At 62.6% G+C, this 16086-nt stretch carries 15 protein-coding genes; 9 read left to right on the top strand and 6 right to left on the bottom strand.

What is annotated here, in order from left to right; all coding sequences use genetic code 11:
• Window positions 1-16 precede the first annotated feature (16 nt).
• From GGD61_RS31370 to GGD61_RS31390, 5 genes are all read left to right on the top strand, one after another.
• Window positions 17-514 carry a hypothetical protein gene (locus GGD61_RS31370; protein ID WP_183231821.1) on the top strand — a complete coding sequence of 166 codons (498 nt, stop codon included), beginning with the start codon at window positions 17-19 and terminating at the stop codon, window positions 512-514.
• A gap of 5 nt (window positions 515-519) precedes the next feature.
• Window positions 520-1005, top strand: coding sequence for a hypothetical protein (locus GGD61_RS31375; protein WP_183231822.1), 486 nt, complete (start codon window positions 520-522; stop codon window positions 1003-1005).
• Between the two features lie 40 nt (window positions 1006-1045).
• On the top strand, window positions 1046-1480 hold the full coding sequence (locus GGD61_RS31380) for a Mov34/MPN/PAD-1 family protein (protein ID WP_183231823.1): 435 nt from the start codon (window positions 1046-1048) through the stop codon (window positions 1478-1480).
• A gap of 4 nt (window positions 1481-1484) precedes the next feature.
• Window positions 1485-2843: a thiamine biosynthesis protein ThiF gene (locus tag GGD61_RS31385; RefSeq protein WP_183231824.1), complete on the top strand. Its 1359-nt coding sequence runs from the start codon at window positions 1485-1487 to the stop codon at window positions 2841-2843.
• A gap of 71 nt (window positions 2844-2914) precedes the next feature.
• On the top strand, window positions 2915-3736 hold the full coding sequence (locus GGD61_RS31390) for a hypothetical protein (RefSeq protein WP_183231825.1): 822 nt from the start codon (window positions 2915-2917) through the stop codon (window positions 3734-3736).
• A 9-nt stretch (window positions 3737-3745) separates the two neighbouring features.
• Here GGD61_RS31390 and GGD61_RS31395 read toward each other — a convergent pair whose 3' ends face one another.
• Both GGD61_RS31395 and GGD61_RS31400 read right to left on the bottom strand, forming a co-directional pair.
• Window positions 3746-4618: a nucleotidyl transferase AbiEii/AbiGii toxin family protein gene (locus GGD61_RS31395; protein WP_183231826.1), complete on the bottom strand. Its 873-nt coding sequence runs from the start codon at window positions 4616-4618 to the stop codon at window positions 3746-3748.
• Window positions 4615-5469 (bottom strand): type IV toxin-antitoxin system AbiEi family antitoxin, encoded by an 855-nt coding sequence (locus GGD61_RS31400; protein ID WP_246786090.1) that lies wholly within the window; start codon window positions 5467-5469, stop codon window positions 4615-4617. Before GGD61_RS31400 ends, GGD61_RS31395 begins: the two co-directional genes overlap by 4 nt.
• A 279-nt stretch (window positions 5470-5748) precedes the next feature.
• On the opposite strand from GGD61_RS31400, the gene GGD61_RS31410 reads away from it, so the two are divergent.
• From GGD61_RS31410 to GGD61_RS41495, 3 genes are read left to right on the top strand one after another with little or no spacing between them, the layout of a single operon-like run.
• Window positions 5749-6921, top strand: coding sequence for a DUF6361 family protein (locus tag GGD61_RS31410; RefSeq protein ID WP_246786091.1), 1173 nt, complete (start codon window positions 5749-5751; stop codon window positions 6919-6921).
• Window positions 6918-8771 (top strand): phospholipase D family protein, encoded by a 1854-nt coding sequence (locus GGD61_RS31415; protein ID WP_183231828.1) that lies wholly within the window; start codon window positions 6918-6920, stop codon window positions 8769-8771. The genes GGD61_RS31410 and GGD61_RS31415 overlap by 4 nt, the downstream gene beginning before the upstream one ends.
• Window positions 8768-11935, top strand: coding sequence for a helicase-related protein (locus GGD61_RS41495; protein WP_183231829.1), 3168 nt, complete (start codon window positions 8768-8770; stop codon window positions 11933-11935). The genes GGD61_RS31415 and GGD61_RS41495 overlap by 4 nt, the downstream gene beginning before the upstream one ends.
• A gap of 54 nt (window positions 11936-11989) precedes the next feature.
• On the opposite strand, the gene GGD61_RS41695 is transcribed toward GGD61_RS41495, so the two are convergent.
• Window positions 11990-12256, bottom strand: a complete 267-nt coding sequence (locus GGD61_RS41695; protein ID WP_210311251.1) for a helix-turn-helix domain-containing protein — start codon at window positions 12254-12256, stop codon at window positions 11990-11992.
• 117 nt (window positions 12257-12373) lie between these two features.
• Here GGD61_RS41695 and GGD61_RS31430 point away from each other — a divergent pair, with 117 nt between their 5' ends.
• The gene (locus GGD61_RS31430) at window positions 12374-12544 is read left to right on the top strand and encodes a hypothetical protein (protein ID WP_183231830.1); all 171 of its coding nucleotides are present in this window, start codon (window positions 12374-12376) and stop codon (window positions 12542-12544) included.
• A 630-nt stretch (window positions 12545-13174) separates the two neighbouring features.
• Here the strand turns inward: GGD61_RS31430 and GGD61_RS31435 are convergent.
• From GGD61_RS31435 to GGD61_RS31445, 3 genes are all read right to left on the bottom strand, one after another.
• The gene (locus GGD61_RS31435) at window positions 13175-13960 is read right to left on the bottom strand and encodes an ABC transporter permease (protein WP_183231831.1); all 786 of its coding nucleotides are present in this window, start codon (window positions 13958-13960) and stop codon (window positions 13175-13177) included.
• A complete protein-coding gene (locus tag GGD61_RS31440) occupies window positions 13957-14769 on the bottom strand; it encodes an ABC transporter permease (RefSeq protein ID WP_092253815.1) in 813 nt (270 codons plus the stop codon). The genes GGD61_RS31435 and GGD61_RS31440 overlap by 4 nt, the downstream gene beginning before the upstream one ends.
• 253 nt (window positions 14770-15022) lie before the next feature.
• Window positions 15023-16069 (bottom strand): ABC transporter substrate-binding protein, encoded by a 1047-nt coding sequence (locus GGD61_RS31445; protein WP_177236985.1) that lies wholly within the window; start codon window positions 16067-16069, stop codon window positions 15023-15025.
• Window positions 16070-16086 lie beyond the last annotated feature (17 nt).

Below are 16086 nucleotides of genomic sequence, written 5' to 3' on the forward strand. Positions count from 1 at the left end.
CCAAAGGGAATATGCGATGAGCAAGACGATCATTTTCATCCAGGCCGAGGGCAAGCCCGGCGTCACCGAGGCCGAGATCACGATCCCGGCGACGGTGCGCGACCTGCACGAGGCCTTCAAAGCGCACGGGATCGATTTCGACAAGGAGCGCGAAGCTTTCGTCGATGAGGCGGATAACCCCGTGCCGCACGACGACAAGGTCACGGTCGAGGGCCTCAAGCACGGCTCGCGCGTCCACGTGACCCACTGCAAGAAAATCAAGATCACGGTCCACTACATGCACCGCACCATCGACCGCGCATTCGCGCCGGGCACCCGCGTGCGCACCATCAAGCAGTGGGCCGTGCGTGAGCTGAAGCTGAAGCTGAATCCCACGGATGCGGGCGAGCACTTGCTGCAGCTCTGCAACAGCACGATCCAGCCGCCGACCGACGCCGCGCTCGCAGAACTGGTCAGCGGCCTGAGCTGCGATGTCTGCTTCGACCTCGTCCCCGAAAAGCGCATCGAGGGCTAAAGCCGATGACCGTGGTCGTGCCTCCCGACCAGTTGCTCCTCGCAGCGGATCTCGCCGCCCCGGAATTCCGGCGCGGCGAGATCGAGGGCAAATGGCATCACATCGAAACTGCGTGGCCGCACGCGACCATCGCGGTTTCTGCGGCGAAGCGCCCGCACGCGCCCGACGAATTCGGGTTCCGCTTCGAGTGCAGCGGTTACCGCCACACGCCGGCAACGGCGCAGCCGTGGGATGTCGCCGCGCGGCGGGCTCTCCCCGCGCCGCACTGGCCGGCGGGCCGCTCCATCGTTCCGTCTGTCTTCAGGCCGGATTGGAAAGGCGGCCAATGCCTTTATTTGCCGTGCGACCGCATGTCGATCGAGGGCCACGGCGACTGGATTCACAAACACCCGAACCGGCTGTGGCAGCCGCAACGGGGCATCCTCTGTTACCTGGAGCAGCTTTATGATCTCCTCAATCAAGACGATTATTCGGGCATTCGCGGCTCCTGAGCACCGTTTGAACTGCCCCACAGCGTTATGGGCGCGCACCATGGCCGAGCTGCACCGGCGCACGCAGCGCCGGCACGAATCCGGCGCGTTCCTGATCGGTCACGATCATGGCGGCCGCCGCGCTGCCGTCGATGTCATCTTCTATGACGAGCTCGATCCGGCGGCCTACGCGAGCGGTGTGTGCATTCTCCACGCCGGCGCTTTCGCCAAGCTCTGGGCGATCTGCCGAGCGCGCAAGCTCTCCGTCGTCGCGGACATCCATACGCATCCGGGCACCGCCTTCCAGAGCGAAGCCGATCGCACCAACCCGATGGTCGCTCAGCCCGGCCACATCGCCATCATCGTGCCCGGCTTCGCCGCGTCGCCGGTCGGCGACGAGGATCTTTGCATCTACGAGTACCTGGGCGAGCACCGCTGGGCCGAACGCAGCCACCGCCACTGCCGCAAATTCGTCTACACCGGATTTTGGAGTTGATCCCATGACCGCTCTTATCGATCACACGCGCCTGCACCGCACGGCCAAATACTTCATGGATAGCGGCCGCGCGGCGACGCACGACGACGCGATGGGTATCCTGCGCGGCTTCGGCGCTTCGATCCGCGTCGGCCCGGAAGTCGAAGCCTCGATCCCGCATCAGATTGCGCTTCTGACTTTGGTCAATCTCGCGCGCCGGACCTTGCTTGGCGGCGTCGAGGTGCTCGGGGTGCCCGATGCGCCCCTGGTGGTTCCGCTCGCGCGCGCGCGCAGTCTCGCGGACGCCGTGGTGGAACTGGGCGGCACGCTCGCCACAACTGGCAATCCGCTTTGGCCAGTCGCGCAGATCGGGACGGTGTCGCCACCGGCAGACGTCACGGCTTGGCAGCTCACCTGGCAAGGATGGCGGGGCGGTGTCGTGCCGCGGCATGACCCACGCCGCCTGTCCGACGATGCGGCGAATCCGCTCACTGCCGCCATGGCGGCGGCTGCTGCCGCCGCCGAGCTATTTGCCTGGCACGCGAAAGATCATGCCATGGCGGGACGGCGTGCCGCGGGGATCTCACTCTGGAATCCAGGCGCCGATTGGCTTGCCCCGGACCTAAGCGAGCCCGCGCTCGCCTACCTGCCCGCTTCGCTTTGGCTGATCGGCCTTGGCAATCTCGGACAGGCGTTCGCATGGCTGCTTGCCTGCCTGCCCTATGCCGATCGCAGCAAAGTCGAACTCACGCTCCAAGACTACGATCGGATCGCGGCCTCGAACGAAAGCACCTCCTTGCTGTCGTCCGTGCCGTTGGTTGGAGTCAAGAAAACGCGCGCCGTCGCGCGCTGGCTGGAGGCGGCGGGGTTCAATACTTCGCTTGAAGAGCGACACTTCGGACCGTGGACATCGCGTGGTCCGCACGATCCGGCGGTCGCGTTCTGCGGCGTCGATAACGGGCCGACGCGCGCCGATCTCGGAAGCGCGAAATTCGAACTCGTGGTGGAGGCTGGGCTAGGCGCCGGTCCCAGCGGCTTTCGGAATTTCTCGCTGCACACCTTTCCGTCGTCACGACGGCCCGACCAAATTTGGCGTCGCGAAGATGCTGGAAGCGCCTTTGATGCCTCCGCGATGCCGGCGTACAGCGCGCTGCGAAAGTCCGGGCTCGATACTTGCGGTCTGGCCCAGCTTGCGTCGCGCACAGTCGGCGTGCCGTTCGTCGGCTTGATTGCCGCCGCCCTCGCCGTCTCGGAACCCTTGCGCCGACTCCATGGCTGCGGCGGGATCGAGATTGCCTCGGGGTCGGCTCTCAATCTCTGTGATGTTGAATGTGTCCGCCTCCCGTTTTCCGCCTACGCACTCGGCCACCTGCCGGCGCGGTAGCGCGAGCGAGGGTGTTATACTCATGGTGGCTTGGCGCATATCGATCCTCTCATTGGAGATTCGGAGTACAGATGAGCTTGTCGCAGACTTCCCGCGTCCTATTGGAGCGGATGCAGCCGATCATCGCGCACGCAACCCAGGCCGAGATCCGCCAGGCTGTCACCTCCGACGGCCCGTCGGTCTTGCGCGATGAGGCGTTGGGCCTCGTCCAGGAGGGGGATTACAGCGCGTTCTTCGCGCCCTTCGACTGGATCAACGACAAGGCCGACATCGTCATCATCGGGGTCACGCCCGGCAAGCAACAAGCCCTTGAAGCCTTACTCAGCTTTCGCACCGCGCTTGCCAGTGGAGCCTCGCTCGATGAAGCGGCGCAGCGCGCCAAGAGCGCCGCTTCGTTCAAGGGCGGCATGCGCACGCTCGGCGCGCGGTTGATGGACCACTTCGGCTTGCACCTGCTCTTCGGCCTTTCGTCCACGCTTGATCTCTTCGGCGCCGCCGCGCACCGGGCTCATTACACCTCCGTCCTGCGCTATCCCGTCCTGAAGAGGTCTGGAAACTACGCCGGCGACAGCCGGATAGCGACGCGCCCCATTATGCGAAGCATGATCGAAGAGACCCTTGCGGACGAGCTCGCTGCGCTGCCCAAGGCTTGGCTCGTGCCCTTCGGGCCCAACGCGCTACGCGCGCTCGAACACCTCGCGGCTGCCGGCCGCATCGACGAAACGCGTATCCTAGGCGGCATCTTGCATCCCGGCGGTCAGCAATGGAACCGCTACAACATACAGCTTGATCTTGTGTCCGGCGATGCCGCGCTTGCGGTCCCAGGCGGCGCTGAGGTCCTGCGTCGCAGCGCCGTGCTGCGCGCGAAGGTCACCGCCCTGCTCCAGCAGTGATCACTGCTCCTACGATGTGAGCAGATTGGCGAGATCGTGTTGCTCGATTTTCTCAGGCGTATTCGCCCAAGGTTCGCCCTGGATCAGCTGAACGATGTCGCGGAAGACTGCTGCAAAGGCTTGCCTGCCCGTCTCATCCGTGAACCGCGTCGCCTCTTCCGCCGTCAACAAGGGTTTGACGTCGGCCAGAAAGTCGGGGCGCTCCAGTTTTTCAAACATGCGCTGCTCGGCCTGTGCGCGTGAAATCGCTTGACCGGACAGATCGAGGTACTTGCCGAAAAGCTCGACAATTCGCTTCTCATTAAGTTTCTGGAAGATGTCGAGCGAATGCGAAAGGTCAATGAGGTCACGCCCCTTGTTGCGCTGAAGCAGCGCGCGCAGCTTGGTCGAGAGGAGTTCCTCGTTGGAAAATGTTGGAATCTCCGTCTCGCCGGAGAACCACGGGTTGTCGACCTTGAAGGGAGCCGTGATGGCCGGGTCATAAGCCTCACGCTCGCGTGTGTTGATCTCTACCTTCAGGCGGATGAGGCCTGATCCGTCTTCGGCCTCGGTCCTGAAGCGAAACTTGGGTGCCACTTCGCTCTGATCGAAGCGCGGAGTGCCGAGCCAAGGCGTAAGGGTATCACGGACGCGATCGAGGATCGGGCCGATCGCGCCCGCCGTGGTCCGCACAAGGTCGATATCCTCCGAATACCGCAGAGGCTTTGGGAAGTGCAGTTTGTTGAGCGCCGTTCCGCCACGGAAGCGAAGCTCTTTGCGCAGGAATGGGTCGTTGAAGAGCTCGACCAGCGCCCGTGCGATGATGAGGTCCTGCTCGACTTGCCGCTGCTCCGCCCACGGTGCATGCTTTGACCATGCGATGATGTTCTGAGCGGGGATCATTCATCGATCTCCGGATAACGCTGCACAATCACGCGCCAGCGCTCGTTGCGCTCGACAGGCGTGAGTTGCGCCTTCTCATCCTTTCGACGCTCCGGTTCGAGCGTGACCCACGGCATTGCCTCTTTTTCAAAGAGCTGGTTACGAAGCGCATTGGCGCGCTCGGCATGACCGAGATGATCAAGCAGATAGCCGACCCGCTGGCCGCAAGCGCGCTCGAAATGCGCCGACAATGCCGCCAGCTTTTGACCATCAATGCTTTCCGCAAGATCCGTCATGACGGTCGCCACGGCATCGATGCCGCCTGCCACGTGCATGTAACGGAAGAGGTCAAGCGCCGTTAGTTCGGGCCCTGAAATCTTCATGCTGCCCGTATCCGTCTTTCGATCGACGATACCCTCGCGGACGCTTTCCAGGTCTTTGCGGAAATAGAACGTAACCCAAGAGCGCCCCGCCCGGATCTTGCGGAGTTGCTTGTCAGTCACGACTTGGAATTCCATGACGGCATGATGCGTAGCGCCGTGCAGCTCAGCGGCCTTGAGCAGGCCGACATAGTAGGGACGGTCCTCGTGCCGCATCAGCGCGTCGATGTACCAAGGCGGTGGTGGTGCCTCCCAGCTCATGAATTGCGGCGGGACAGCCACGTAGAAACCGTGCCGGGGGTTGAACAGCATGTGGCGTTTCTGGAGCCGCGCGGCGGCTTTGAGGAAGGCAGCCTCCGTGATGCCGAGGGCCGCGATGGCTTCCGCGCGCGTGAATGTAATGCGCCCCTCTGACTGGAGAGTCGTGACGAAGTTCGGGAGACTGGAACCGGCTTGTAGCATCATATCCAAAAATAGGCTATAAATGTCCATTTTTCAATATGATGCATCTGGCAGCCAAGCGACATATGCAAATTTCGACCAAAAACGTCCATTCTTTAATATGGTTCAACTAGTTAGGATCCCCGCCATGACTGCCGATCCCTTCAAGCACCGATTTGCCTTCGGCGTCATGCAGTATGACGGCGCTGATCTCGTGCCTTTTGGCGATAAGCTGCCCGCCGCGCCCTTGTCCTCTTTATGGGGCTGAGCGGCATGGGCCAACCCACAAGATTATCCCGTACGAGAAGCGGCTCGCCAATCGAGTCCGCTTTGGGATGGACCTATCTATCGCGAGAGGCGCTCGCCCGCGCCAAGGCGCAGATGGATGAAGAATCCATGGGTGTGCGCGATGAGATCGGCTTCCTGACGATCCATCAGCGTTATGCCGATCGCTTTTTTCCCGGCACATCGGTGCTGCATACTCGCGCCCGCTATGCCGTCATCGTGCCCTGGCTCTTCGAGGATCTAGCGGGACTGACGGGCCCGGCGGCCGTGCGTGCTTTGCGCGAACGCGAACGGGAGCTCGCTGGCCGTCTCAAAGATGCGGGCGAAAGCCAGGTGATTGGCGGCCGTGTCTTTCCCAAACCATCAAGCCAGCCGCCATCAACAGTGTATTGGAATGCGCTGGCGGTCTGGGGAATATTGCGTCCACGTCCGGATGGACGAACTATTTCGCGGGCACAAGCACATCGATTGCTGAAGAGCGCGGGCGCTGCGACTGATGACGATGGACAGCCGCTCCTCAATTTCGACCCGCCGTTCGCGCCGCTTCCCAACCGTCCGGATAGTTGGCAGAGCGGCCTCTTTACCCTTCAGCTAGCGACCGCGGAAGCGATATTTCTTCGCGAGCGGCTCGCTCAATTGCGGCGGAATGGCGGGGTTGAGCTGTCTCTCCTTGCCCGACTGGTCCGGAGCGAGGTTGCGGCACCACCGGCTATGTGGGCCGACGAGACTCGTGCAATCGCCGGTCCTGACCAAGCACCGCTTGTTCGGGCGCGACAGGCCGCAAGTCTCGCCGGTGTGGGCCGCGCCGTCTACGACGCGCTTCTCGAACATATGATCGAGGCCGACGACAAGCGGGAAATTTCAAGCCGACATCGCAACCACTTAATCAATGTTGTCGAAGAATACGGTTCCATCGCAGCCAAACTCGACGTCGACGCGCTCGAGGCGGATATTGGCGCAGTGCCATCCAAATTACGCGCGGTCCTGACCGCCACAAAGGAGTGGATCGCGTCCAAATCGGAAAGTCCCGGCTCGCTCTTCGATGTATATGCTGCAGCCGAAGCTCGCAAAGGGCCTCGCGCTCGGCTTGCGAAGACGCCCAACGGTCGCGCGCGGCGCCTCGAATGGTCGAGCGACGAACACGGTCTCGCAGGACCTCTCCACTATCGATGGGAGCAGGTAAGCACGCTCCTCAATGATCTGGCTGACGCCGAATGAGCGGAACGGTCGATAGCTGGCCGGCGCTCTCGTTTCTCGAAGGCTTGCGCCCGGCTCCCGATGAGAACGTCGAGCTGGCGTTGTTGGCATCCTATTCGGCAGACCTGGGATCGATCGGTGCGACCTTGCTCGCCCTGGCGGGGAAGGACACCGACGCGGGCCGGGGCAGCCCGTCCGATTTCGCCGACGCGGTTGAGCGGCTGCGGGGGAAGGTGCGCATTATCATCCAGCGCGGCCGCCTCGCGAAGATGCGCAAGACACCGCGTATCGCTGCAGTGCTGGATCAGTTCGTACGCGAAGTCGATTTCGATGAGGCGACGCATAGTTGGCACCCCAAGGTCGCGCTGGTCCGAACGCGCGGCGCAGATGGCGAAATCGGTTGGCGGCTCTGGATTGGGAGCCGAAATCTAACCGAATGCGTGAATCGTGACATCGGACTTTTGCTTGTCTCCGGCGGGAAAGGTGGCGCTCCGATCCCCGGTACTGACGACCTAGCGCGCGCGTTGGCCGACAGGGCCGCACTCAAGGGCCTGCGCTCGACCTACCTTGCGGCCATCATTGCGAAAGTGGCTTGGCGGCCTCCGGCGGGCGTGCGCGTCGAGCGGATTCTCTGGTCGTCCGGATTGGGCGGCCAGCCCATTCCTGTTCCGCCGGTAGGAACGGACGAAGTTGTGGTGGTGAGCCCCTTCGTCGACAAGAAATTCCTTGCGCGACAGGCTCCGCAGACGACGAAGCCAACGCGACGGGTGCTGCTGACAACAATGCGCGAGATCGAGCGGATTGGTCCGTCTTTGGCGGTGTTCGACGATCTGCTAGCGCTGGATGCACCCGACTATCCAATCGGCGATCCCGCGCCTGAACCGCAGAGCGCTGCGTCGGCTCCTGACAGCGGCGTGCCCGATGACGAGGAAGAAGAGGTGGGCCGCGGACTTCATGCGAAGTTGTTGTTTATGCGATCGGGGCAGAAGCGTCGGCTCTGGCTTGGAAGCGCGAATGCGACTATGCGCGCCTGGAGCGGGCGCAATGCCGAGGCGACGGCCGAACTGCTGGTGACCGAGCCGGTTGAGAAAGGGCTGAGAGCGCTTCTCGGTTCGGCCCGGCTGGTTGAGGCGCCCGGCATCGAACATTCGCCGGATGCGGCGGCCCTAGAAGAGGAAGCGCTCGAACGGGCGCGTGCCCAGGTCGCGGCGCGATGGGCGGCGCAGCTCAGCATCGACGATGCGGGAGCGCGGCTCACCCATCGTTCCAGTCTCCATCCTGGCGGCCCCCATTCCGATGAGTTGGACATCGTGCTGGAGGTGGGCGCGCTTCACGGCGAGCTCATGGTCTGGCCCGCGCAACAAGTCGTGGTGGAGCTGGGGCTCGTCGCCCCCGCCGAGCGAAGCGAGTTCGTTCGCTTGCGCGTCAGCCGCGGGGGCAAAGGCCTGTCATGGCTTCAGCGCGCGCCAGCAGAGCCGCCTTTCGGAGAGGATCGCGACCGCGCAGCGTTCGTGCGCTTCCTCGGCGCAAGAGGATTCCTCATGTGGCTGGCCGGATTGTTAGCCGACGACGGGCGCGAGGGTGAAGGCGACTGGACGAATGACGAGCCGCAGCAACGAGCAGGCACGGTAACGAATCCCGCCCTCGATTCCTCACTGCCCACGCTCGAAGAAATGTTGGCGGCATGGGCGCGCGATCCGGACAAGTTCCTGGAGATCGAGCGGCGGGTCTCTCAATATCTGCCAGCCGTGCTTGAGCAAGCCAAACAGGAGGAGCCGCAAACCGCGGAAATGCTGGAGCGCTTTGATGATCTGTGGTGCAAGCTCCGGAGCGGGCTCGGCGTCGCCAGGATCAAGGAACAGCGTCGGTGAGCGCGCCCAAACCATTCCAGGAAGCCGCCGTCGATGCGGCGTTTGCGATCTTCGCGGCCCCCGGAGGCCGTCGGCGCTTTCTGGTTGCCGATGAGGTCGGTCTCGGAAAAACGGTCGTGGCGAAGGAGCTGGCTCGCCGAATGTCCGATGATGGCCGCCGCTCCTTCGTCATCTACTATATCGCCAATGGTCACGCGGTTTCGCACCAGAACAAGGGTCGTGTTGTCGGCTTTCTTGGTGATATACAGCGCAAGGCTGCAACCGCCACACCGGATCGGCTTTCGCTGATTGCGGTTGCAAAGCGGCCGGACAATCCGGTTCTCATTTACGCGTTGACCCCGGCAACGTCCTTTCCGGGCGCACGAGCACGCCTGACCGGAGGACGCAAGGAAGAGCGTGCATTCCTTAAGGTCTTGCTCGAGCAAGCATACCCCGCTTTCGCCCGCGATCTTGATCCCGGCATATTGCGGCTGAGCGCACGTGGGTCATGGGATTGGGCCCTCGCGGACGCGGAGACGAAATTCGCTGCCTCGCCACCTCATCTGCGACAGCAGTTCCGCGACGCGCTAGCGGCGGAATTCGGGGAGCCGGTACGTGCGATGCTCGATCTGGCCCTGCGCGGCGACGCCGAGCGGAAAATCAAAGCTCTCAAGCCCACAACTTTCGTTGGCCGCCTTCGGCGTGCGCTGGCGCTGGCGACGCTGCGCCAGCAACCGCCCGATCTCGTTATCCTCGACGAGTTTCAGCGTTACCGGCAGCTTCTGGACGAGAAAGACGCTGATCCGCTTCTCAAGGCGCTCCTTGATCCCGAAGGCTCGACCACCCCGCCGGCCATCCTGCTGCTCAGCGCAACACCTTATCCGCATCTGACCACTCGGTGGGAGGAAGCACGCGGCGCGCTCGCTCACGCCGAACTTCTAAAACTGATCGATTTCCTTGGAGGTCCTTATTTGCGAGACCGTGCGAGGAAGCTCTTCTCGGATTTCGGCGACAAGCTACGTGACATTGCGGTGCATGCCGATGCGAGCCATCCGGAACTGAGGAATGAGGTGGCCGAAGCTGGCCGGCTCAGAGACGAGCTACGCAAGCTGCTGACGCCCGTGATGTCGCGCACCGAACGAGACAGCGTGGCCTCAATAGATCCGCTGGCAGGAACTCAGTTCCTCCATGCCGATCCGTCGCCCGAGGACTTTCAGGTGTACCGCCATTTGGCCGACAGTTTCGCCGAACGGGTTCGCCATGAAGCGCTGCCGTACTGGTCGTCGGTTCCGCTGCCGGCCCAATCTCTCGGTCCCCGTTACGCGGCCTGGAAGGGCGCCAACATTAAGGCTGCGCCGAAGCTCATCAGGATGACGCGCGACCGCCGCAACAAGCTCGATGCGCCAGCCGCGTGGCCTGACGCAAAGCTTCGCGCTCTGAGCAGCGTAGCTCCGCCCGAACTGCTGTCGTTGCCGTGGGTTGCCCCGTCGCTTCCCTGGTGGCCGCTCGGCGGAGACTGGAAAAAGGTAGCCGCCGAGCCCAAGCTCCTGATGTTCAGCCGCTTCCGCGCAACGCCGCCCAGTGTCGCCGCACTGCTCAGCTTTGGCGTCGAGGCCCACTGCCTCCCCCGAAAACATGGCGGCTATGAAAAGGCCTACAGGCGCCGGCGCTTCAAGCTGGCCGCCGTTCCCGGACCCGTGATGGCGGCCTTCCATCCTTCGCCATGGCTGATCCGTAACACGGACCCGCTCGCGAAAGCCGGGGCGACGCTCGGCGCCGTCCGTAAAGAGGTGCGTCGGCAGATTCTCGCCGCATTGCCAAAGGGGATCGTTGAACGAGACACCGTCAAAGCCCGGCGAAGGCACAGATCGATTGCACGGATCTTGGCCTCGATTGAACGCTTCGCCGATGTCGCGGAGCTGTCTGCCTCAGCGTGGGGCAGCGCAATCGGCGACGATCGTGCTGCGCAGACCGCTGTCCAGAAATGGCGGCAGGCGCAGCCGGTCGACCGGCTCTCTCCAGCCGAGCTTTCGGACCTCGTGGACTATGCAATCGGAGCGCCGGGCGTCGCACTGGGCCGGGCCCTGCTGCGGCACGACCCGACAATGCTCGATCCCCCACGCTATTCCGAACTGGTGCAACTGAGTTGGCAGGGGCTTCGCGCCTATCTCGACAATCCGGTTATCCTGTCATCGTTGCCGGGAAAGAGTGCCGTCGACCAGGTCATGGGTGCGGTCGTCGATGGCGGTTTCGAAAGCATTCTGGATGAACACTTTTGGCTCCGCTCGCAGAATCTGCAAGAGGGTGCGGCTGGGCTCGCCAAGGACTTGCAAACATCTCTCGGACTTCGCGCCGGCGGCTTCAGCTTCCATGGTATCGGAGGACAGCCGCATAAGATTCCAGTGCGCTGCCATGTTGCCGTGCCCTTTGGAGATGCCGAAACCGAGCCGGTTGTCAAAGTGGATGGCGGAGTGGCGCAAGCCACCCCGGTCCGCCCGGACGAAGTGCGCCGAAGCTTCAACACACCCTTTTGGCCGCATGTCCTTGCGACGACGTCAGTTGGGCAGGAAGGGCTGGATTTTCACACATGGTGCTCGCATGTCGTTCATTGGGATCTCTCTTCCAACCCGCTCGACCTCGAACAACGTGAAGGTCGCGTCCAGCGCTACGCGGGCTTGTCGGTCAGGCGAAGGCTGTCCGCGGAATTGCGCGATGAAGTATTGAAAGATCCCGCCCTGGCCGACGGCTCACCGTGGCGTTGCGTACAAAGACATGCGGAGCGTTTCGTCGATGCCAGCGGCCTTCGTCCCTGGTGGGTGCTCGACGGAGCCGAAATCCGCCGCCATGTCTTCGAGCGTCCCTTTGGGCGGGACATTGTGCGGTTCGCACAACTTCGAGAACAGCGCATGATCTATCGGCTAGCCCTTGGACAGCCCAATCAGGAGGATTTCATCGACCTGTTGTCGCGTGGGGGCGAGGCGACCCGTACCCTGCTACAGCCGCTCATTCTTGATTTATCCGCAATGGGTCTCCGAACGAAGGCAATCCATGCCTCCGGCATGAATGGTCAGAGCCCGATATCGATCGCCTGTCCTCAGGTCAGGGGTGGCGAAGATACTTCTGCGCGGCCCCCGCCGAACGAGGAGACGACCGTCCATCGAGCGATGCCCGGTCAGACATTTTGATGCTCCCCGCGCGGCGATCGCGAGCTGCCTATTGCTCTCTTAATCGCTCATCGATTAGTTCGACATGTTGGTTTCAAGGAGCGCCAGTAGTGAGCGCACCACTACTAACCGTCGACGTCCGATCGTTGTCGTGACGATACGCCCAGCACCTATCAACTCGTAAAGCTTCGTGCGTCCCAGGCCCGTCACTTCGCATGCATCGTCAATAGTGCAGGTGAGCCGCTGAGCGAATGGCAAAACGCTCAGTTCTGCGGCTTTCGGAGGGGATAGACTGACTTGTGACTGTTGTCCGCCAGTTTTCTCTCGTCGATTGTCTCTCACGTGGCCCTCCTATCCGCACAAAGCTCGACAGGACGAGAGTTGAGTGTGCGACGAGCAAGGTCAATGCGAACATCCGAGGGCGCTGGCGTACGACAGCGCACGTCAGCGGCGGTTTGAATGTTTCTGGACACCAAGGGCGACGGAGAATTTTTTTGCGAATGCGCCAGCCACCGTGAGGCATCGCGCCGAGGCTGGTCTGCCAATATCGGGAGCAAATTCCGCAAGCGTTCGCCGCTGTTCACCAGCGTCTTATTCAACCATTATTCAACGAACGCGGCTGGTGACTAGCTAAGTGCCTGAGTTTGCTGGCGCTCCCTAGGGGAATCGAACCCCTGTTTCAGCCTTGAGAGGGTAAATTCGATCCGTTTGATGATCATCGCGAGGAGAGTCCTGCGATGGAGAGCTTACGGATGTCAGGCCCGGCTCATCTGCACGAGCAGGCGCTACCGCACCAGTTTCGCACCAGAAACGACCCAGCCGGAGCGCAACAAACGTGATCGGATTCAAACAGAAAGTTAGCAAAATCAACGAAGCCAATCGTTGTCCCGCCGCTCATAACGGTCTGGTTGCAGGTTCGAGTCCTGCCGGGCCCACCAGCGGGATCAATGGTTTCCTCGCGATCGTAGATTCGGCGGAATTTTCGCAAGAGGAGCTCTGGCGGCAGGTTGCACTTTCGTGGGCGGAACGGCCACTCGATGGTTGCGAACCTGCAAGCGGAACGTGCAGATTGGCGATGTCCAATCCTTTTGGACTCGGCAAACCGGCCAGGACGTACGGCACCTGGACGTCCCTCGATACCGATGCCCCGCAGCCGCAAATTTGCGGATGGTGTAATTCCTACTCCAGCAACAGGCTGCTGAAGTCGTTGGCCTCGGGCATTTCGCCATGCGTTAGCTCTGGTGCCATATTCGCGATACGTCAGGCATTCCTACGGCGTCGCCCAGTTGCGAGCAGCACCAGCACGAAGGAAGCCGCCGTCATCAGTGTCGAGATCGCGGCAATGGTCGGATCGATCTCGTCGCGGAGCGCGGTGAACATGCGCTTGGTCAGCGGCTGATATTGCCCGCCGGAGATGAACAGCGCGACGATGGTCTCGTCCATCGCCGAGATGAAGGCGAAGATGCCGCCGGCGACCACGCTGGACTTGATCTGCGGCAGCGTCACCGCAAAGAAGCTGCGCAGGCGGTTCATGCCGAGGCTCCGCGCCACCATCTCCTGCGCGGGATCGAAGCTCTGCAGGCCCGCCAGCACCGAGATGACGACATAGGGCAATCCCAGCATCACATTCGCCAGCACGAGGCCGGGCATGGTCGCGACCAGGCCGACCTTGGCGTAGAGAAAGAAGATGCCGACCGCGGTGATGATGATCGGCACCACCAGCGGCAGCAACAGCGCAATGTGGATCACGCGCATGATCCGCAGTTTTGAATGGCTGATGGCATAGGCGGCGGCTACCCCCAATGGGGTTGCGGTCACCACGGTCAGCAACCCGACCGTCAGCGTCACCCGCGTCGCCTGCATCCAGGCCGGATTCGAAAAATACTGCTGGTACCAACGCGTAGAGAACGACGGTGGCGGGAAAGTCAGGAAGCGCGCGCTGGAAAACGAGATCGGCGCGATGATCAGCACGGGCAGGATCAGATAGACCAGCACCAGCGCGCTGATCACGTAGAGGGCAATACGTGCGGGAGAGATGCGCGTCATTTCTGCCCCAGCACACGATCGAGCGAGATGAAGCGGCTGACGACAAAGAAGATTGCGAGCACGCTGAGAAGCAGCACCACCGCGACGGCGCTCGCCGCGCCGAACTGGTTGTAGAGCTCGACATTGCGGCTCACCAGCATCGACACCATCACGGTGCGGCCGCCGCCGAGCAGCTCCGGCGTGATGTAGAAGCCGAGGCAGAGCACGAACACCATGGTGCAGCCGGCGAGCACGCCCGGAAACGACAGCGGCAGGAAGACCCTGAAGAAGGTCAGCGACGGGCTCGCGCCCAGGCTGGCGCCGGCCTGCATCAGGTCGTTCGGAATCTTCTGCATGGCGGCATAGAGCGGCAGCACCATGAAGGGCAGCAGGATATGCACGGTCGCGACCACCGTGCCAAAGGTGTTGTGGACCAGCGCGAGCGGCTCGGAGATGGCGTCGAGATAGCGCAGGAACTGGTTGATCACGCCGGTGCGCTGCAGCAGCGCCAGCCAGGCATAGGCGCGCACCAGCACGCTGGTCCAGAACGGCAGCACCACCAGCGACAGGATGAGGATACTCCAGCCTTTCGGCAACGCGTTGGCAAGATAAGCCACGGGATAGCCGAGCAGCAGCGCGATCAATGTGACCGCGAGGCTGATCTCGAAGGTCAGTGCGAAGCTGCGCCAGTAGACGTCCTCGGTAAAGACGCGGCGATAATTCTCCAGTGTGAAGCCGTCATGATAGATCGACTGCCAGGCGAGCCAGCCGACCGGCAGCACGATCAGCGCCAGAATCACCAGCAGCGCCGGCGACACCAGCGCCAGCATCAGGCCGTGCTCGCGGCGCTGATGCCTTTGCGATCGATCTGGCTCTGATATCGTCAACGCCGCCTCGTCGGTGTCAGTTGTTGCACCTCTCCCGCTTGCGGGAGAGGTCGGATCGCGAAAGCGATCCGGGTGAGGGTTCGGTCCCCTGGGGGAATCTTCGTTGCCGAGACACCCTCTCCCCAACCCTCCCCCGCAAGCGGGGGAGGGAGCGCAGCATCGGCTGTGGCAACACTTGCGCTCATCACGACTTCGCTCACTTCTGCATGAACGACGCCCAGCGCTTCTCGGCCGCCTCGCCGGCGGGCGAGGACCACCAGGCGTAGGACATCAGCGCCTGCTTCGCTGCATTCGCCGGCTCGCTCGGCAATTGCGCGGCACGCTCGGGCTTGATCACATTTGTTTCGAAAGCCTTTGGATTGCCCGGGCCGTAGTCGATGTGGAGTGGAAGGTTGGCCTGGTGCACGGGATCGACGGCCTCGTTGAGAAATTTCACCGCCGTGGCGAGATTCGGCGCGCCCTTGAGGATGCAGAGCGAGGTGCTCTGCAAAATGCCCTGGTTGTAGGTGAAGGAGACTTTGGCGCCTTCCTTGGCGACCGCGCTGACACGGCCGTTCCAGGCCATCTCCATGTCGATCTCGCCGTCGTTGAGCAGCTGCGCCGACTGCGCACCCGAGGTCCACCACACCGTGATGTGCGGCTTAATCTCCTCCAGCTTCTTGAAGGCGCGGTCGACATCGAGCGGATAGAGCTTGTCGGGCGCAACACCGTCGGCCATCAGCGCGGCCTCGAGCGTTGCGAACGGGTGGTTGCGCAGCGCGCGGCGGCCCGGAAATTTCTTGACGTCCCAGAAATCGGCCCAGCTACTCGGCGCGTCCTTCGGGAACGTCTTCTGGCTGTAGGCCAGCACGCTGGAATAGAACTCATAGGAGACCGAATAGGGACTGCGATACGCCTCCGGCATCGCCGCGCCGTTCGGGATCTTCGAGAAGTCGAGCTTCTCCATCAGCCCCTGCTCGCCGCCGCGCAGGCAGTTGCCGGTCGGGGTGTCGACGACGTCCCAGATCGGCTTGCCGCTGCCGACCTGGGTCTTGATCGCGGGCCAGGCGTCGGGAATGGAATCCTGGTTGATGGTGATGCCGAGCTTCTTGGCGGAGGGATCCAGGATCGCCACCGTCTGCGCCTGCTGGTAGGCGCCGCCCTGCGAGACGAAGGTGATCTGCTCGGCGGCATCGGCCGCATTGGTCAATCCGATTGCGCCCAGCAGCGCGCAGCCCAGTCCAAACTTCTGCTTCATCGTCATCCTCGCCTCCTCCAAAG

Source organism: Bradyrhizobium sp. SBR1B, from assembly GCF_014198205.1.
Taxonomy (GTDB): domain Bacteria; phylum Pseudomonadota; class Alphaproteobacteria; order Rhizobiales; family Xanthobacteraceae; genus Bradyrhizobium.